Origin of the sequence: Sphaerisporangium aureirubrum, assembly GCF_042658925.1 — a bacterium.
Classification (GTDB): domain Bacteria; phylum Actinomycetota; class Actinomycetes; order Streptosporangiales; family Streptosporangiaceae; genus Sphaerisporangium; species Sphaerisporangium aureirubrum.
Genome location: NZ_JBHSRF010000006.1, coordinates 160,061 through 178,508 on the forward strand (window position 1 = coordinate 160,061; position 18,448 = coordinate 178,508).

Below are 18,448 nucleotides of genomic sequence, written 5' to 3' on the forward strand. Positions count from 1 at the left end.
GGTTCGCGGTGGTGGGGTGTCATTCACGGAGTTCCAGTAGGTATGGGGGGCCGTGTCGGCGGCTTACGCCGATTTTCAGAGGTTGGCCGGGTATGACGTGGCAGTGCACGATCGGGTCCTCGCCGGCCCAGGACGCGATGATTCGGGCCTGGGGCAGGGACCATAGACAGATACGGCCGACGGCGTCGCCGCTGACCATGGTGGTGCCGTCGGCGGTGATCGTCAGGGCGTTCACGGCGGTGGTGTGGCCGGACAGGGTGTGGGGGGCGGTGGCGCCGGTCAGGTCCCAGACACGTACCAGTTTGTCGCCGCTGGCGGCGACCTTGGTGCCGTCCGCGCTGATCGCGACGGAATGCACCGGGCCGAGGCGCCGGGACAGGACGCGAAGGCGGTCTCCGGCGGCCAGGTTCCACACTCGTACCACTCCGTCATAACCGCTGCTGGCGACCGTGGTGCCGTCCGCGCTGATCGCGACAGAACGCGCCAGGCCGCCACGCCGGGACAGCACACGAGGGGGGTCACCATCGTGCAGGTCCCATACCCGCACCATCCCGTCGGCGACGACCACGGTGGCGCCGTCCGCGCTGATCGCCACCGAATGCACCAGGCCGCCATGTTCGGCAAGGACTCGGGACGCGCCGCCGATCGGTTTCCATACCCGCACGGCATCGCGATCAGCGGTGACGGCGGTACCGCCGTCACCGCTGATCGCAGCCGAGAACGTCACGCCGGTATGCCTGGACAGGTTGCCGGGGGCGATCCCGTCGGTCAGATCCCATACCCGTACCGCGTCGTCGCCGCCACCACTGACGAGGGTGCCGCCGTCCGGGGTGATCGCCACGGCGTGCACCGCGCCGGGGTGGCCGGAAAGGACGCGGGGGGCGGCGCCGCCTGGCAGGTCCCACACCACCACCGAGTTCCCGTCGTGGCTGACGAGGGTGCCGCCGTCCGCGCCGATCGCCACCGATAGCGCGAATTCGTCACTCGTCGACAGGACACGAGGGCCGGTGTCACCGGCCAGATCCCACACCTGTATCAGGCCGTCTCGCCCCCCGGCGACGACGATGGTGGCGTCCGCGGTCATGGCCATCGAGGACACCGTGCCGGTACGGCCGGGCAACACACGATGGCCGGTGCCGCGGGCCAGGTCCCACACTCGCACGACTTGGTCGCCGCCGGCGACCACGGTGCCGTCCGCGCTGATCGCCACAGCCCCCACCGCGCCGGTCTGCCCAGGCAGGGCGCGAGGGCCGGCGTCGCCGTGCAGATCCCACACCCGCACCACTCCGTCGTCGCCCCCGCTGACCACGGTGGCGCCGTCCGCGCTGATCGCCACCGAGTACACCGGGCCGGTGCGCCGGGAGAGGACACGGGGCGGGCCGCCGCCTGCGAGGTCCCAGACCCGGACCACCCCGTCGTCGCCGCCGGCGACCACGGTGCCGCCGTCGGCGCTGATCGCCACCGACCGCTGGATGTCGTGGCCCTTGAGCAGGACACGAGGGGCGGACCGGCCGGCCAGGTCCCAGACCCGCACCGCCCCGTAGTCGGCGCTGACCACGGTTCCGCCGTCCGGAGTGATCGCCAGCGCCTCCACATAGCCGGTGTGCCCGGTCAGGGTCTGAAGTAGCGGCTCGGTGGTCGGAGTCAACGCGGCGTCCGGCCCGACCGGCCACAACCCCCGGCCTGAACGATCGAGCGCGCGGGCCCAGGCGGCGACCTGCTCGTCGGGGTGCCCGCGCAGGCGACCGGCCATCTGGCCGGGGACCAGTGACGGATCGGCGCCGACCGCGTCGGCCGACAACCGCAGAGCCCTGGCGATCTGCCTGCTCAGCGTGTCGTCCGCGTGCACGTAGTCCGCCAGCAGGGCCGCCGGACCCCCGTGCGCGAGCCGTGCCTGAACCCACCCCACGTCGGCCAGCACCTTTCGCACCTCGTCCCGGCACCCGGCCTCCAGCAGATGACCCACTAGCCGGGGCCCCAGGTACGGATCGGCGGCCGACCGCGCCCAGCCGCCGGGGTACTCCTGCCGGTACCGCTCCACCAGGTACTCGTGTGCCGCGGTGAGCGCATCGCCGCCCAGCCGGGTGACCATCGCCTCGTACTGCAGGTCGTGCGCCACGTACCAGCCCGGTCCCGCGGCGGTAAGCAGGGAACGGCCCACGAGATCCGCGAGCAGATCGCCTGCCTCCGCCGGGGGCGTCCGTGGCCCCCATAACTTCTCGGCCGCCGCCCGGGAGAACGGCCCTCGCCCGGCGAACACCGCCAACCGCTCGTAGCGATCGGAGTCCGCCGTCGCCAGACCGGACAGGCTCGCCTCGATCGCTGCCAGCAGCGTTCCGTACTGGTATCGCGGATCCAGATCGGCGCCCACCCGGTCCAGGCCCCGCTCGATCAGGGCCAGTACGTCGTCGAACGACCGGCCCTTGGCGACCATCGCCCCCGCCATGGCCACGCCGAGCGCCAGGTTCCCCAGCCGCGCGCACACCCGGCGCGCCGCCGCGGGCAGGGCCGCCGCCCGACGTCCGGTCCATCGGCCGAGCAGTTCCAGCGCCTGGTCGTCGCTCAGCGCGTCCACGTCCACGGGGATCGCGTGCACCGTGGTGGCCACGTCCTTCTCGCGGGTGGTGAACAGCAGCCCGCACCGCGGCGCCAGCTCCAGCAACGCCTGGACGGGTGCCGGCTCCCACACGTTGTCCACCACGATCAGCACCCGGCGTCGCCGCAGCGCCGCCGCGAGCACGTCGCGCCCCGCGCGCACGGTGGTGAAGTGCGCCGCCTCTCCCACCCCGAGCCGCCGCCCGATCTCGGCCAGCAACTCCACCGGGTCCTGGCCGGGGGTGGCGTCCAGCCACGTCATCCCGTGCCGGAACCGCCGCCTGAGCCGCCACGCCTCCCTGGGTGCGCGGCGCCAGACCCGCCACGCCTCCTTCGGCGCGCGGCGCCACATCCCCTGTGCCTCGCCGGGTGCGCGCCACCGCGTCCGCCACAGGCCCGCCGCCAAGCTGGACTTGCCCGCCCCGCCCATGCCCGTCAGCGCCACCGGCCGCCCCCCGGGACGCAGCGCGCGGACGGTCCGCTCCGCCAGATCCGGGCGTGCCACCAGCCGGGACGGCACCCGGGGAGCCGCACCCCACACCCCGTGGTCGCCGCGCAGGTCCGGCGCGGGTGTCCGTGCCGACCACATCGCCCAGCCGGCGAGGACGGTCCCCACGGCGATCACCGGCCCGCGCACCCACCAGGCGAGCGACTCGATCCGCGTGTCCGCGATCGTCACCTCAGGGCCGAGCACGCCGGCCAGCACCAACCCCACGCCGATGACCAGCAGCGTCGCGTCCACCGCCGACCGCCCGCCGTCCTGCCGCCGTCCCACCCCGTCACCTCCGGCCAGAGGGGAACATCACGGACTCGCAAGACCAATCGTCACCGATCTCTCAGGCGTTGGCACCGCATGTGACAGCACCGCAACCCCGGACGTGCGCGCGGCCGTCACCGAGCGCGGATCGGGGGGCTACGCTCCGGCCCAGACGCCGAGCTCGTTGCCGCTCGGGTCGGTGAAATGGAAGCGGCGGCCGCCGGGGAATTCGTACGGGCCGTTCACCACCTGCCCGCCGGCGGTCTTCACCGCTTCCACGGACGCGTCGAGGTCGTCCGAGTAGAGGAGCACCAGAGGACCTCCGGGACGGACTGCGTCGTCCAGGCGGAGGCCGCCCACCTCGGATTCGCTTTCGGGGTTCAGGATGCCGGCGTAGCCGGGGCCGTAGTCGTTGAACCGCCAGCCGAAGGCGCCGGAGTAGAAGCGTTTGGCCTGCGCCAGGTCGGTGACGACGAGTTCGATGTAGTCGATGGCGTGGTGTCGATGCATAAGGCGCATTGTGCCCAGCCGGTACGACAGAATTCCGGCGGATCAAGCCTGCCGGGTCCTCGCGACGCCGCGGCGTTCTGGGGTTGTGGTCGACCATCGTGAAGGGCTTCCAGGCCTCACCGCTGGTGAGGTCGACGCCGAGGTCGATGAGTTCGTCCTCCAGCAGCGAGCGTGCCTTCGGGCCGAGCCCGACCGCGTCGTAGTCCTCCAGGCGGGCGTTCGCGAGGCGGATCGGACGGCGCATCTCCTCGGCGGCGCGGATGGTGTTCTCCAGGTCCAGGGCGATCTGCGCGCTGCCGGCCGTGTTGGGGCGCAGGCTCATCATGTCCACGGTCGGGATCACTCCGAGGGGAGTGGCGACCACGATCTGGTGGCCGGCCTCGGTGAACGCCTTTGTACGGAGCCGTGAACTCCTCGGCCCAGTAACCCGTCGCGTGCCTGGTGCCGTCCTTGAGCGTCCAGTACGCCGCCCCGGTCATCACGAAAAAGTAGCTTCGCCATCGGATAACCGCGCCCCGGTCCACCTTGATGCGGTGGGCACAGGTCTTTCACCAGGCCTTTCGCGACCCGCGGGCGGTCAGGCGCGGTGGTGCTGGACGGGGGTGCCGACCGGGGCCCGAGCTCCTTCGCGGCCCGGCGGGCCGACGTGGAGAACGCTCACGACGATCGCGTCCGCCGGCCGGTCACTTCCGCTGGTGACCGGCGCACGCCGTCGTAGGGCCGTGAGGCACCCCCGTACTTGTTTCGGGACGCGATGGTGGTGTAGTAATTGCTTGACGAAGCAAGTAAATCACGTATCGGGGGTGCCTCATGGGAACGCTTGACGAGAAGGTGGTGCTGATCACCGGCACCGCGGGGGGTATGGGGCGGGTCGCGGCGCTGGTGTTCGCGCGCGAGGGGGCGAAGGTCGTCGGGTGTGACATCCAGACCGAGGCCAACGACGAGACCGTGGAACTGGTGCGGCGTGCCGGCGGGGAGATGACGGGGGTCGGGCCGATCGATCTCACTGATCCGGAGCAGGCGCGGCGGGTCGTGGAGGAGGCGGTGGCCGCCTACGGGGGGCTCGACGTGGTTTACAACAACGCGGCCAATCTGCGGTTCGGGGCCATGCCGGACTTCTCGGTCGAGGACTGGCGGGTGACCATCGCGGGGGAGCTCGACATTCCCTTCTTCGTGTCGAAGTTCGCGTGGCCGCATCTGGTGCGGCGGGGTGGGGGCGTCATCATCAACGTCGCGTCCATGGCGGGCATGATCGCTGGGGAGGTTCCCCCGATGATCGGGCACAGCGCGGCGAACGCCGGTGTGATCGGCATGACGCGGCAGCTCGCGCTGGAGGGTGCGCGGCACGGGATCCGTGCGGTGGCGATCAGTCCCGGGCCCGTCCTGACGCCGGCCAGTGACCGTGATCTGGGTGACGACCAGGCGGCCCGGGACATGATCACCACAAAGACGCTCCTCAAGCGCTTCGCCCGTTCCGAGGAGATCGTCGAGATGGCGGCCTTTCTCGCGTCCGATCGGGCGGCGTACATCACGGGCGCCAACTACGCGATCGACGGCGGCGCGACCGCCTGGTGACACTCCGCGGAGGTGCTGGTGGACGCCACCTTCGCGCGCGGGCGCCGGTACGAACGCCAACCGGCCTCAGATGAGCGACGCGCAGGCGGCGAACCACACGCCGCAGAGGTATCTCGCCGGTTCCGACGGCTGGAACCCGATCGGCTGAGACCGCCGCACCCGGTCCGGCGGGGTGTTCCTGCCGGGCCCGGGTGGGGCGGTCTCCGCGGCCGGGGCTCAGAGGGCGGCGATCTCGTTCTCGAAGTTCTGGACGTCCTGGAGGGCCAGGTCGAAGCGCTGCTGGGGGGCCAGGGGGCCCGCGGTGACGCTGCCGCCGGCGTAGGTGGGGAGGCCGCAGAGGTCGAAGCCGGCGAAGGACACGTTGGCGACGTTGTTGTTGAGTTCGTCCAGGACGTCGTGCACGGCCTGCCATGCCGCGACGGGAGCGTAGGCGCCGTCGCCGTAGTCGGTGAAGCTGGTCTGCTGGAAGTCGCGGTCCACGGTCACGTAGACGTCGTAACCGTTCCAGGCGGCGCCGGCGTTCAGCGCGACGATGTTCGCGTTGAGCAGGTTGATGAGGCTCTGCATCTGGAGCCTGACGGTGGCCCCGGCCAGGTTCTGGGACTGGACGTTCGGGGCCCTCAGGCGGCACGTCGTGTTGCTCCAGGCCGGAACGGGGGCCAGGCCTCCGCCGGCCCTGTTGCCGATCATCACGTAGGCGTCGGCGATGGGCAGCCACGCGCCGACGGGGCGGATCGTGAAGGAGCCCCAGTTGTCGCAGCGCAGCGAGGCCGCGTTCATCGCCGCGGGGGAGTAATCGGTGTGCGCGTCGAAGTTGATCACGATCTTCGCCCGGCCGGCCGCGACGTTGGCGAAGGCGAGCTCGGCCAGGAGCAGTGAGACGTGATGGGCGGCGTCCGAGTCGATGATCGCGTAGCACGGGTTGGCCAGCGCGGGCCACACGCTGTTCATCGCCCCGCGCAGGTGGTCCAGCTGGACCTGGCCGTTGTGGAAGGCGCCGCCGGCCTGGCTGCCGACGGCGTGGGCGAACAGCGGATTGGGCAGGTTCAGGTTCACCCGCGTGAGCGGAAGGATGTAGTCCAGGTCGTCGCTGGCGTTGCTGGCCGGCAGCAGGCGGGGCAGCCCTCCCGGCCCGAGGCCCAGTTGGTTCTCCACCTGATCGGCCACGGGAGTGACCCTGGCCGGCCCCCAGATGGCGCCCGGCCCGCCGTAGAGCGCGCCCCAGCGGGTCATGTTCACGAACAGTGGGGAGTCCAGCACTTTCGTCGCCTTTCCTGTCGCCCCCGACCCGATCAGCCAGAGGCATCAGATCACGCGTGTCAGGCCACCGCATAGATTTGCCGCTGACCGGTTTTGACGGGTGAATGGCTTGACGAGGGAGAAATGACGACTAATTGGATCGTTCCAGATTATAAGCCGTATTAAGCATGAATTGTCGGTATATGTCGGGTGCTGGTCAGTTCTTGCGGCCGACGCCGCCGAGCCACGACTGGTAGGTCAGGCTCGTGTACGCGTAGTCGCCGTAGTACCGGGTGCCGCGGAACTGGTACTCGCCGGGGTCGGGGCGCCAGTCCGGGACGCACACCAGGCCGGGGTCCACGAGGTCGGTGCCGGAGAAATAGCCGGATATCTCCTCGCGGCCGCGCCACCGGCCGGTGCCCAGCCTCTCGTTGAAAAGCCTCTCCGCCTCCTCGGCCTGGAGGGCCACGTCGGGACGGGAGCTCCCGGGGTTGTGGAAGTGGGAGATGACGACGTGGCTGCCCGGCGGCAGCGCGGCGATCAGGTGCCGGGCGATCTCCCCGGGGGCCTCGTGGTCGTGCAGGTGATGCAGGATGGCGCAGAGCAGCAGGCCGACGGGCTCGGAGAAGTCGATGCGCTCGCGCACGTGCCGGTGCTGGACGATGCCGTCGGGCTCGCGGATGTCGGCCTGCACGATGGTCGCGGTGGCGCTCGCGGCCAGGAGCTGCCGGGTGTGCAGGATGACGATCGGGTCGATGTCCACGTACACCGTCCGCGCGCCGGGGGCGGCGGTCTCCGCGATCTCGTGGGTGTTGCCCTGCGTGGGCAGACCGGACCCGATGTCGAGGAACTGGCGGACCCCCTCCGCGGCCAGGAAACGCACCGTGCGCCGCAGGAAGGCGCGGTGCTCCTGCGCCAGGACGGGCGCGTCCGGGGCGATCTGGAGCGTGAGCTCGGCCATATGGCGGTCGGCGGGGAAATTGAACGTGCCGCCCAGCATGTAGTCGTACACCCGCGCGATGTTCGGCACGGAGGTGTCGACGCCCGGCGGGATTTCCTTCGCCGGTTTCTCGCGCTCGCGCATATCCAGCACCCAGTCCTTGATCGTGCCCACTTCGGTGTCGATCAGGGCGGAAGCATAGCGCCGGGGTAGGGGGCCCACTTCCGGAAATTGCGCTGCGGAAGATAACTAAGGGGTGACGACACATCCGGCCCCGGCCCGGGGTGGACGGGCAGCGCCGGATGCGCCACGCGCCCTGGGTGAGCGCGGGTCGACCCGCCCTCGAACCTCGTTCCGCCGGCCTCGTGGAACGGCCGCCGGATGTGAGCCCACGGGCCACGTACCGGCGTCCGGGTGGCGCGGCGGTAGCCTTGGGTCCGGCCGGGGGCGCCCGGGTGGTCGTTGAGCTGGGGGTACGGTGAAGCTGCTGCACTCGGGGAAGGTCCGCGACGTCTACGAGGACCGTGGGGACATCGTCCTGGTCGCCTCGGACCGCATCTCGGTCTACGACGTGGTGCTGCCCACCCCCATCCCGGACAAGGGAAGCGTCCTCACCCGCCTGTCGCTGTGGTGGTTCGAGCGGCTCGCGGACATCGTGCCCAACCACGTGATCTCCGCCACCGACGTCCCCGCCGAGTTCGCCGGCCGCGCGGTGCGGTGCCGCAGGCTCGACATGGTGCCCGTGGAGTGCATCGCCCGCGGCTACCTCACCGGGGGCGGCCTGCGGGAGTACCAGGCGAGCGGCTCGGTGTCCGGCGTGAGCCTGCCGCCGGGGCTGGTGGACGGCTCCCGGCTGCCCGAGCCGATCTTCACGCCGACCACGAAGGCGCCGCTCGGGGCGCACGACCAGTCCATCACCTTCGCCGACGTGACGGCGGACCAGGGCGGCGAGATCGCCGATGAGCTGCGCCGCGTCACCTTGGAGGTCTACCGGCGCGGCGCCGAGCTGGCGGCGCCCCGCGGCGTCATCATCGCCGACACCAAGCTCGAGTTCGGCCGCGACCCCGGCGGCGCCCTCGTGCTGGCCGACGAGGTGCTGACCTCCGACTCCTCCCGCTTCTGGCCCGCCGACCAGTGGGAGCCCGGCCGCCCGCAGCACGCCTTCGACAAGCAGTTCGTCCGCGACTGGGCCACCGGCAGCGGCTGGGACAAGAAGGAGCCCGCCCCCGAGATCCCCGAGGAGATCGTGGCGGCCACCCGTGCCCGCTACATCGAGGCGTACGAGCGCATCACCGGCGAGAGCTGGTAGCCGCTACTTCTTGCAGATGTTCTGCGTCGCCGTCTTGGCCACCGGCGGGCCGGACGGCGACGGGGACGCGCCGGGTGAGGCCTCCTTCACGGTGACCTTCTTGGCGCCGTCGTAGGACCGGCCGACGATGACCTCGACCCCGGTGACCTCGGCCTGGCGCAGCTCGCTGCCCGGGATCGCGGCGGCCACCGTGCGGGCCGAGTCCTCCCGCCCGGCGGGGTAGCGCACCACGGTCTTCTCGTACGTGCGGCGGCTGGTGTCTCCCGGCGGCTCGGGCACCTGGAACCCGGCCTCGATCAGGTCGGCCTTGGCGCGGGCGCCGAGGCCGGTGACGGCGGTGCCGTTCACCACCCGGACCGCGATGCGCGACGGCGGCACGCTGAGCGAGGGGGACGGCGCGGGCTTGGGCGTGGTGGAGGCCTTGGCCGTGGCCGCCGGCTTCACCAGGGGCTCGTCGGCGTCGATGCGCCGGAACAGGTCCCGGGCCGCGGTCTTGTCCCACAGCACCGCGGACTCACCCGTGGGCGTGCGGTAGTCGACGTCCGCCAGCGGCACCGTCGCGAAGGTCACGTCGTCGGTGGACACGTCCTTGAGCTGGTCGGCGAGGCCGAGCAGGTCTTTGGCCAGGGCCTTGTCCACCGTCAGGGTCTTCAGCGCCGACCCGACCAGGCCGGTGAGCTTGGCGGGGTTGGCGAGCGTGCCGCCGCTGAGGGCCCGCTGCAGCAGCGCCGAGATCACCTGCTGCTGGCGGTCGATGCGGTCGAGGTCGGAGCGGGCGGTGGCCCGGGTGCGGGCGTAGAACAGGGCCTTGATGCCGTCCAGCTCGTAGGTGCCGGGCTGGAGGCTGAACTTGGTCTTGTCGTCGTTGATCGCGACCGGGGTGCAGATCTCGACGCCGCCGATGGCGTCCACGACGTTGATGAACCCGAGGACGTTGACCTCGACGTAGTGGTGGATGGTCATCCCGGTGGCGTTGCGCACCGTGCGCACGGCCAGCGGCGCGCCGCCCAGGGAGTACGCCGAGTTGATCTTGTGGAGGCCCTTGCCCGGGATGTCGACCCAACTGTCGCGCGGCAGGCTCACCACGGTGACCTTGGAGTGGTCCTCCGACAGGTGGATCACCATGATGGTGTCGCTGCGCTGGCCCACCTCGCGGCCGAGGTGGAGGAGGTTCTGCTGGCGCCGGGTGAGGTTGTCCCGCTTGTCCACCCCGACGAGCAGGATGTTCATCGCGCCGCGCGCGTCGGACCCCGCGGTGCCGGCGTCCACCGACTTGATCTGCCCGGCGGCGTACGACGACAGGAACCACGACACGCCCGAGCCCGCCAGCACCAGGCTGGACAGGGCGGCGCCGACCAGCACGGCGCGAGCCCCCGACCGCGCCCGCCGGGAGCGGCGGGCCGACAACCTGACGCCCCCGTAGGCGTCCCCGCCCACCCGGACGGCGGAGTCGTCGTCACTCATCGAGCCCCCTCAAAGGCCGCCAACGCTCTCCGATGCGGACGTCCCTACCGCCGTGGGTTGCCGTCCCCACCCGCTCGTACAGTAGCGTGAGCGCCGCCATGAAGGAGTTCCCCGACTCGCCCCGCCCGGGACAGGCCACCCGAGTCTGGCCGCCCGTATCCGTCGTCATGCCGGTGCTCAACGAGGAGCGCCATCTGCGCGAGGCCGTGTACCAAGTGCTCGCGCAGCGTTACGACGGGCCGATCGAGGTCGTCCTCGCCGTGGGTCCCTCGCGGGACCGCACGCAGGAGGTCGCCGACACCCTCGCCGCCGAGGACCCCCGCGTGACCGTGGTGGCCAACCCCACCGGCCGCACCCCGAACGCCCTCAACGCCGCCATCGGCGCGTCCCGCAACGGCATCATCGCCCGGGTGGACGGCCACGCCATGCTCCCCCCGGACTACCTCCAGGTGGCCGTGGAGACGCTGGAGCAGACCGGCGCCGACAACGTGGGCGGCGTCATGGCCGCCGAGGGGGTCACGCCGTTCGAGCGCGCCGTGGCCTGCGCCATGACGTCCCGCATCGGCGTCGGCAACGCCCGCTTCCACACCGGCGGCGAGCCCGGTCCCGCCGACACCGTGTACCTCGGCGTGTTCCGCCGCGAGGCGCTGGAGCGGGTGGGCGGCTACGACGAGCACTTCCAGCGCGCCCAGGACTGGGAGATGAACCACCGCATCCGCACGACCGGCGGCCTCGTCTGGTTCCAGCCGCGCATGCGCGTGTCGTACCGCCCCCGGCCGAGCGTCCGCGCCCTGGCCAAGCAGTACTTCCACTACGGCCGCTGGCGGCGCGTGGTGGCCCGCACCCACGAGGGCACCATCAACCTGCGTTACCTGGCGCCCCCGGCGGCCGTCGCGGCCATCCTGCTCGGCCTGGTCGTCTCGCCGTTCTTCCCGGCCGGCCTGCTGGTCCCCGCGGCCTACCTCGCCGCCATCCTGGCCGGTTCCGTGCTCACCGGCCGCGGCCTGCCGCCGTCCGCCCTGCTCAGGCTGCCGCTGGTGTACGCCACCATGCACCTGTCCTGGGGCTGGGGGTTCCTCACCAGCCCGCCGCGCCTCGGCAAGCCGCCGTCCTAGGTCTCGCCGCGGGGCGCCACCTGGAACAGCTTCTCGGCGATGTGCACGTCCACCGGGTGGGTGACCTTGATGTTGTGCTCGCTGCCCGCCACGATCCGGATCGGCACGTCCGGCAGGTAGCGCAGCACCACGCCGCAGTCGTCGGTGGCGGGCCGGGAGGCGAAGCCGGGGTCGGCGAACGCCCGCTCGTACGCATCGCGGATCACCGACAGCAGGAAGCACTGCGGCGTCTGCACCCGCCGCAGCGGCGCGCGGTCCGGGATGTCGCGCACGAAGTCGCCGTCGGCCACCACGATCGTGTCGGACGTCGGGACCGCCACCATCACCGCGGAGAACGACTCCAGCGCCTCGACGCACTCGGTGATGACCCGCGGCTCCACGAACGGCCGCACCGCGTCGTGCAGCAGCACGTGACACTCGCCGGGGCCGAGGGCCTGGAGCGCCCGCCACGTGGACTCGGTGCGGCTGGCGCCGCCCTCGATGACCCGCGACACCTTGGAGAACCCGGCCACCAGGCGTGACGCCTCGGCGGTGTGCCCGGCCGCCATCAGCACCACGATCTCGTCGATCTCGGGCGCGGCCTCGAACGCGGCCACGGTGTGCTCGATGATGGTGCGCCCCGCGATCAGCGCCAGCTGCTTGGGCATGCCGAGCCCGGCCCGCTGCCCGACACCCCCGGCGAGGATCACCCCGACGGTACGCATGACGTCCTCCCTGAATCGTGCCCCGCCCCCGGTCACGCCGTGTGACGCGCCGATGGGATTGCAGGGCCCGTGACGGCTCGGTTACGTTGCGAGGTGGACGTTCCGAGGCCGCGGAAGGAGGCCCCGCTTGCCCGAGCCCGCGCCCGCACCCTCATCCGGCTCCGCTCCCAGACCCTCACCCGGCGCCGGCCCCGCGCCTGCCCGCCCGCGCCCGGAGCGCGGCGGGCCGTCCGCCACGCTGGTCGCCGTGCTGCTGGACACCGCCCCTGGCGGCGCCGCGGCCGACCGGCTGGCCGGGCAGCTCGTCACGCTGGCCGTCCGCGAGCTGCATGTCGTGACCAGGGTAGCCGGGCCGCGCCCGCCCGCGAGCCGGGTCACCGTCAGCGGCGGCCTCCCGGCCGACCTGCGGGCCGTCGCCGCCGTCGCCCGCGCCTGCACCGGGCCGGTGGCGGTGCTGCCCGGCGACCTGGTGGCCCACACCGCGGCCCTGGCCCTGCTGCTCGCCGACCCGTCCCGGGGCACCGCCGCGCTGGTGTCCCCGCCGGGGGACGGGCCCCCGGTGCGGGTGGAGCACGGCCGCGTCGTCGCCGCGGGCAACTCCTTCCACGTGGTGAGCGCCGCCAACGGCACCTTCCGCGGCGTCCTGCACGTCGGGGTGGCCGACCTCGCGACGTTCGCCGAGGTCGCCGACGAGCTGGCCGACCTCGCCCAGGCCGGGGTGCTCGGCCACGCCACGGACGCCGAGGTGGCCGACCTCCTGCTCGCGGGCCTGGTGCGCCTGCGGGTGCCGGTGCGCGCCGCCCCCCTCGGGCTGCTGCACGTCGGCCGCATGGCCGGCGGGCCGGAGACCGCCGCCGCCGTCGCGCGCCTCGCGGAGGTGGACGAGGAGCGCGCCCGGCTGGCCGCCACCGTCCGCTCCGGCGACGGCTTCACCGCGACGTACCTCGTCAGCACCTGGACCGGCCCGCTGGTGCGCCTCGCAGCGCGCCTCGGCATGACGCCCAACACCGTCACCGGCCTGTCGGTCGGCCTCGCGGGCCTGGCCGCCGTCGCGTTCTCCGCCGGGCGCCGCCGCGAGCTGCTCGCCGGAGCCGTCCTGCTGTACCTGTCGTTCGTCCTCGACTGCGTGGACGGCCGCCTCGCCCGCTACACCCGCGCCTTCTCCCCGGTCGGCGCCTGGCTGGACGCCGCGTTCGCCCGGGTGAAGGAGTACGTCGTCTACTTCGGCCTCGCCGTCGGGTACGCGGGGAGCGTCGCCGCGGGCCCGGCCGGCCCCGACGGCATCTGGGCCCTGGCGGTGGCGGCCATGCTCCTCCAGTCCATCCGCCACATGATCGACTTCTCCTACGCGGGCGCTCAGGCCGCCGACCTGGGCCTGGAACGCCCGGACGGCGCCCTCGCCCGGCCCGCCGCCCCCGAGCCCAAGGGCCGCCTCGCCGTGCTGCCGGACCGCGACACGGCGTCGTACTGGCTCCGCAAGATCGTCGTGCTGCCCATCGGTGAGCGTGTGCTGCTGATCGCCCTCACCGCGGGTGTGGCCAACGCCCGCGTGACCTTCCTCGCCCTGCTCGCCTGGGGCGGCCTGGCCACGCTGTACACCCTCACCGGCAGGATCGCGAGGTCGCTGTAGACCATGGTGTACGTCCGCATGACCCCGGTGCCGCGCAGCGTGGTGATCACCTACCGCGACGACGGCGTGCTGTCCCGCGGCATGGGCCTGCTGCTCGCCGGGCAGCTGCCGCCCCTGCCGCCCGCGCTCGCCGGGGCCTTCGTGACCGGTGTGATGCTCTTCCTCGGCATCGGGGAAGCCGAGGGCCCCGCCGTCTTCGCCCCGGCCGTGGCGCTGCTGCTGGCCGGTCTCGGCAGCTCCCACCCGCACGACGGGCGGCTGGACTGGCTGGTGCCCCCCATCCTGCGGTGCACCGAGTACGGCTTCGTGGCCTGCGTCGGCTTCGCCTGGGACGTCCCCAAGGTGCTGATCGCCGGGCTGCTCGGCGCGATCCTTTTCCACCACTACGATGTCGTCTACCGCTGCCGCCAGCGGGTCTACCCGCCGCCCTGGCTCTCCTTCGCGGGCCTCGGCTGGGAGGGCCGCATGCTGCTGGTGGCGATGGGCGTGCTCCTGGACGTGGTCACCCCGGTGTTCGTGCTGGCCACGCTGTACCTCTCGGCGCTGTTCTGCTGGGAGAGCGTGACCTGCTGGCTGGTCGCGCCGCGGTCCGGCGTCGAGGCGGCCGACCTCGGCTCCCGGGACTAGATCACCCGTCACATTGCATGCAACCGATCTCATAACGGCATAGGTGAACCGTGGATTACACGATCAGCACCTGCGGCCAACTAACCTTTCACCCTACAAACTCATGCCTCAGAACGACAGGAGCGCACGTTGCTGGGAATGGTGCTGGCCGCCGGGGCCGGACGACGCCTGCGGCCGTACACCGACACGCTGCCCAAGGCGCTGGTGCCGGTCGACGGAGAGACCACGATCCTCGACATCGCACTGCGCAACCTCGCGGCGGTGGACCTTCGCGACGTCGTGGTCATCGTCGGGTACGCGGCGGGAGCGGTGCACGACCGCAAGGACGAGCTGGAGCGGCGCCACGGCGTGCGGCTCGACCTCGTGCACAACGACAAGGCCGAGGAGTGGAACAACGCCTACTCCCTGTGGTGCGCGCGCGACCACTTCGCCGAGGGGGCGCTGCTCGTCAACGGCGACACCGTCCACCCCGTCTCGGTGGAGCGCACGCTGCTGGACGCTCCGGTGACCAGCGACATCCTGCTCGCGGTCGACGACGTCAAGACCCTCGCCGACGAAGAGATGAAGGTCACCCTGGACGACGCCGGGCACCTGCGCCGCATCACCAAGCTGATGGACCCCGCCGAGGCCTACGGCGAGTACATCGGCGCCACCCTCATCCGGCCCGGCGCGGCCGAGCGGCTCGCCGACGCGCTGCGGGCCACGTTCGAGCGCGACCCCCAGCTCTACTACGAGGACGGCTACGGCGAGATGGTCGCCCGCGGCGAGCACATCGCCGTGGCGCCGATCGGCAAGGTCGACTGGGTCGAAGTGGACAACCACGCCGACCTGGCCCGGGCGCGGGAGATCGCGTGCAACTACTAGCCGCCCCGCGCCGCCCCGGCGCGTGGCCGGCCGGCGGTGCGCTCACGACCAGGGAGACCGCATGCCGCTACTAGCGAGAATGCTCACCGCGCCCCTCACCGTCGAGGTCCGCCGGGGCGCGGTCGCCCAGCTCGGGGCACTGCTGGCCGACAGCCGCGTGGTCACCTCCGGCCGGGTCGCCGTCGCGGTGGGCTCCGGCCAGGGCGACCACATCTCCGACCTCATCGCGCCCACGCTGGTGGACGCCGAGGTGTTCCGCGTGCCCGACGGCAGCGTGGACTCCGCCGTCACCCTCGGCGCCGACCTGCGCAAGGGGGCGTACGAGGCGGTCGTCGGCATCGGCGGCGGCAAGACCATCGACGTCACCAAGTACGCGGCGTCGCTGGCCGGCATCCCCATGGTCGCGGTGGCCACCAACCTGTCCCACGACGGCATCTGCTCGCCGGTCTCCTCGCTGGAGCACGAGGGCGGCAAGGGGTCGTTCGGGGTGCCGATGCCGCTGGCCATCCTCGTCGACCTGGACTTCGTGCACGGCGCCCCCGCCTCCCTGGTGCGGGCCGGGGTCGGCGACGTCATCAGCAACCTCTCCGCCATCGAGGACTGGCAGCTCGGCAACGTCGAGCGCGGCGAGCCCATCGACGGCCTCGCGGTGGCCATGGCGCGCACCAGCGCCGAGGCGGTGCTCGGGCGCGGCGACTCCGTCGAGTCGGACGCGTTCCTCACCGTGCTGGCCGAGTCGCTGATCCTTTCCGGCATGTCAATGGTGGTCGCGGGCTCGTCGCGTCCCAGCAGCGGCGGCGACCATGAGATCCTTCATGCCGTGGATCAGCTGTTCCCCGGCACCTCGAACCACGGCGAGCTCGCCGGGATCGGGGCGGCCTTCTGTTTCTACCTGCGCGAGGACGAGCGGCGCCTCTCGCTGGTGACCGACTGCCTGCGCGCGCACGGGCTCCCGCTCGGCCCGGCCGACATCGGGCTGACCGTCGGCCAGTTCACCGAGGCGATCATGCTGGCGCCGTCCACCCGTCCCGGGCGGTACACGATTCTGGAGCACCTGCGCCTGTCCGAGGCCGAGGCGCGCGACCGGGTGGAGGATTATGTCCGGGCCGTCGCTCGTTGAGATGCGCGCGGTCGCCCAGCCGCACACCACCATGGAGCGCAACTCCGGTGAGCACTGGGCGGGCGCGCTGTACATGCGCAAGCTGTCGATCTACGTCACCTGGGCGCTGGCCCGCACCCGGATCAGCCCCAACCAGGTGACCGGCCTGATGATCGTGGCGGGCCTGCTCGCCGGGGTCGTGCTGGCGCTGCCCGGGCTGTGGGCGGCGATCGGGGCCGCCCTGCTGATCCAGGTCTACCTGCTGCTCGACTGCTCCGACGGCGAGCTGGCCCGGTGGACGAACCGCACCTCGATCACCGGCGTCTACCTCGACCGGGTCGGCCACTACTTCGCCGAGGCGGCGCTGCTGATCGGGCTCGGCTTCCGTGCCTCGTCCGCCGTGCCCGACTGGTACACCGTGCTCGGCCTGGCGGCGGCGCTCGGCGCCATCCTCATCAAGTCGGAGACCGACCTGGTGGACGTCGCCCGCGCCCGCTCCGGCCTGCCGGCCACCACCGAGGCGGCGGCCGAGCACTTCACCTCCCGCAGGCTGGGCGTGGCCAGGAAGGCCGTGGCGGCGCTGCGCTTCCACCGGGTGATCCAGGCCGTCGAGCTGTCGATCATCGCCCTGCTCGCGGCCGTCTGGGACGCCGTGGCGGGCGGCCTGACCGCCACCCAGGTCCTCACCGTCGCCTGCGCCGTGTTCGCGGGGGTGCAGACGGTCCTCCACCTGGTGAGCATCCTGGCGTCGAGGCGGCTTGCGTGATTGATCGGAACCGTCGGCGGGCCTCCCACGTCGTATCTCTGTCAAGAGCCGACGCGCAATCCACACCGATTGTTCGGTGGGGGTTCGCTGACCGTTCCGATACCCTTATTTCACAGTATGCAGACAGAGTTCGGACCAGCCGCCCAACCAGACTCGGTGATCATGGTTACCTGCGCCTTCCCAGCGTCGAGGCGATGACGCGTTGAAGATTTCGTGTGTCATCCTCACCATGGGTAACCGGGTAGCCGAGCTCGACCGGGCCGTCGAGTCCGCCGTCACCCAGACCGACGGCGACGTGGAAGTCGTGGTCGTCGGCAACGGCGCCGACGTCCCGCCGCTCGCCGACGTCTCCGGCCACCCGGCGGCGAACGTCCGCACGGTACGCATCCCCACCAACGTCGGCATCCCCGAAGGCCGCAACCACGGTGTCCGCGAGTGCAGCGGCGACGTCGTCCTGTTCCTCGACGACGACGGCTGGTACGCCGACGACAAGGTCGCCGTCCACGTCCGCGAACGCTTCGCCGCCGAACCCGACCTCGCCGTCATCTCCTTCCGCGTGATGGACCCCGACGGCGGCGTGGGCCAGCGACGCCACGTCCCCCGCCTCCGCGCCGGCGACCCCCAGCGTTCCTCCCCCGTGACCACCTTCCTCGGCGGCGCCTGCGCCATCAGACGCTCGGCCTTCCTCCAGGTGGGCGGCCTCCCCGGCCGCTTCTTCTACGCCCACGAGGAGACCGACCTCGCCTGGCGCCTCCTGGGCGAGGGCTACCGCATCGAATACGACGCCGACGCCGTCATGTACCACCCCCAGGTCCCCCCCACCAGGCACGCCGACTTCTACCGCCTGAACGCCCGCAACCGTGTCTGGCTGGCCCGCCGCAACCTCCCCTGGCTCCTGGCGGCCCTGTACCTCCTGGACTGGATGATCCTCACCGTGATCCGCGAACGCTCCCACCTGGCCATCAAGTCCTGGTTCCGCGGCTTCAAGGAGGGCCTCACCGAACCCGCAGGCGAACGCCGCCCCATGGCCTGGAAAACCGCCTGGCGCATGCTCCGCCTAGGCCGCCCCCCCATCGTCTGACCCCAGCAGGCACCCCAGGCAGGCGTCCCCTCCCGCCACCCACGGGCCTCCCCTCCACGCGCTGCGCGCATTCCGGCTCGGACAGCCTCTCCCAGGGGGCTCCGCCCCCTTCGACCCCCGAAACCCCACCGGCGTTCCGGCGAGCCACCGGAGGGGATCACGTCCTCCCCTAG

Annotated in this window: 15 protein-coding genes; 9 read left to right on the forward strand and 6 right to left on the reverse strand. The window is 72.0% G+C overall.

The features are described from left to right. Positions 1-19: 19 nt before the first annotated feature. Positions 20-3,370: an NB-ARC domain-containing protein gene (locus tag ACFP1K_RS06580; RefSeq protein WP_380747987.1), complete on the reverse strand. Its 3,351-nt coding sequence runs from the start codon at positions 3,368-3,370 to the stop codon at positions 20-22. Positions 3,371-3,508: 138 nt separating this feature from the next. Further along, positions 3,509-3,862, reverse strand: coding sequence for a VOC family protein (locus tag ACFP1K_RS06585; RefSeq protein ID WP_380747989.1), 354 nt, complete (start codon positions 3,860-3,862; stop codon positions 3,509-3,511). A gap of 834 nt (positions 3,863-4,696) precedes the next feature. Between ACFP1K_RS06585 and ACFP1K_RS06590 the strand changes: the two genes are divergently transcribed. Continuing rightward, on the forward strand, positions 4,697-5,437 hold the full coding sequence (locus ACFP1K_RS06590) for an SDR family NAD(P)-dependent oxidoreductase (RefSeq protein ID WP_380747991.1): 741 nt from the start codon (positions 4,697-4,699) through the stop codon (positions 5,435-5,437). A 216-nt stretch (positions 5,438-5,653) separates the two neighbouring features. On the opposite strand, the gene ACFP1K_RS06595 is transcribed toward ACFP1K_RS06590, so the two are convergent. Both ACFP1K_RS06595 and ACFP1K_RS06600 read right to left on the reverse strand, forming a co-directional pair. Continuing rightward, complete coding sequence (locus tag ACFP1K_RS06595) at positions 5,654-6,697, reverse strand: hypothetical protein (RefSeq protein ID WP_380747993.1); 1,044 nt, start codon at positions 6,695-6,697, stop codon at positions 5,654-5,656. Positions 6,698-6,893: 196 nt separating this feature from the next. Further along, complete coding sequence (locus ACFP1K_RS06600; protein WP_380747995.1) at positions 6,894-7,790, reverse strand: SAM-dependent methyltransferase; 897 nt, start codon at positions 7,788-7,790, stop codon at positions 6,894-6,896. A gap of 304 nt (positions 7,791-8,094) precedes the next feature. Here ACFP1K_RS06600 and ACFP1K_RS06605 point away from each other — a divergent pair, with 304 nt between their 5' ends. Then, on the forward strand, positions 8,095-8,925 hold the full coding sequence (locus tag ACFP1K_RS06605) for a phosphoribosylaminoimidazolesuccinocarboxamide synthase (RefSeq protein ID WP_380747997.1): 831 nt from the start codon (positions 8,095-8,097) through the stop codon (positions 8,923-8,925). A 3-nt stretch (positions 8,926-8,928) separates the two neighbouring features. On the opposite strand, the gene ACFP1K_RS06610 is transcribed toward ACFP1K_RS06605, so the two are convergent. Next, complete coding sequence (locus ACFP1K_RS06610) at positions 8,929-10,389, reverse strand: LCP family protein (protein ID WP_380747999.1); 1,461 nt, start codon at positions 10,387-10,389, stop codon at positions 8,929-8,931. Positions 10,390-10,487: 98 nt separating this feature from the next. Between ACFP1K_RS06610 and ACFP1K_RS06615 the strand changes: the two genes are divergently transcribed. Then, positions 10,488-11,504 (forward strand): glycosyltransferase family 2 protein, encoded by a 1,017-nt coding sequence (locus ACFP1K_RS06615; RefSeq protein ID WP_380748107.1) that lies wholly within the window; start codon positions 10,488-10,490, stop codon positions 11,502-11,504. Here ACFP1K_RS06615 and ACFP1K_RS06620 read toward each other — a convergent pair. After that, a complete protein-coding gene (locus tag ACFP1K_RS06620; protein ID WP_380748000.1) occupies positions 11,501-12,208 on the reverse strand; it encodes an IspD/TarI family cytidylyltransferase in 708 nt (235 codons plus the stop codon). The genes ACFP1K_RS06615 and ACFP1K_RS06620 overlap by 4 nt on opposite strands. A gap of 127 nt (positions 12,209-12,335) precedes the next feature. Here ACFP1K_RS06620 and ACFP1K_RS06625 point away from each other — a divergent pair, with 127 nt between their 5' ends. The 6 genes from ACFP1K_RS06625 (at position 12,336) to ACFP1K_RS06650 (ending at position 18,275) form a co-directional block, all read left to right on the forward strand. After that, on the forward strand, positions 12,336-13,838 hold the full coding sequence (locus tag ACFP1K_RS06625) for a CDP-alcohol phosphatidyltransferase family protein (protein ID WP_380748002.1): 1,503 nt from the start codon (positions 12,336-12,338) through the stop codon (positions 13,836-13,838). A 3-nt stretch (positions 13,839-13,841) separates the two neighbouring features. Then, a complete protein-coding gene (locus tag ACFP1K_RS06630; RefSeq protein ID WP_380748004.1) occupies positions 13,842-14,465 on the forward strand; it encodes a DUF5941 domain-containing protein in 624 nt (207 codons plus the stop codon). Between the two features lie 129 nt (positions 14,466-14,594). After that, positions 14,595-15,329, forward strand: a complete 735-nt coding sequence (locus ACFP1K_RS06635; RefSeq protein WP_380748006.1) for a phosphocholine cytidylyltransferase family protein — start codon at positions 14,595-14,597, stop codon at positions 15,327-15,329. A gap of 79 nt (positions 15,330-15,408) precedes the next feature. Next, positions 15,409-16,449, forward strand: coding sequence for an iron-containing alcohol dehydrogenase family protein (locus tag ACFP1K_RS06640; protein WP_380748109.1), 1,041 nt, complete (start codon positions 15,409-15,411; stop codon positions 16,447-16,449). After that, positions 16,427-17,194 carry a CDP-alcohol phosphatidyltransferase family protein gene (locus ACFP1K_RS06645; RefSeq protein ID WP_380748008.1) on the forward strand — a complete coding sequence of 256 codons (768 nt, stop codon included), beginning with the start codon at positions 16,427-16,429 and terminating at the stop codon, positions 17,192-17,194. The genes ACFP1K_RS06640 and ACFP1K_RS06645 overlap by 23 nt, the downstream gene beginning before the upstream one ends. Before the next feature lie 202 nt (positions 17,195-17,396). After that, the gene (locus ACFP1K_RS06650; RefSeq protein ID WP_380748010.1) at positions 17,397-18,275 is read left to right on the forward strand and encodes a glycosyltransferase family 2 protein; all 879 of its coding nucleotides are present in this window, start codon (positions 17,397-17,399) and stop codon (positions 18,273-18,275) included. The last annotated feature ends 173 nt before the right edge of the window (positions 18,276-18,448 follow it).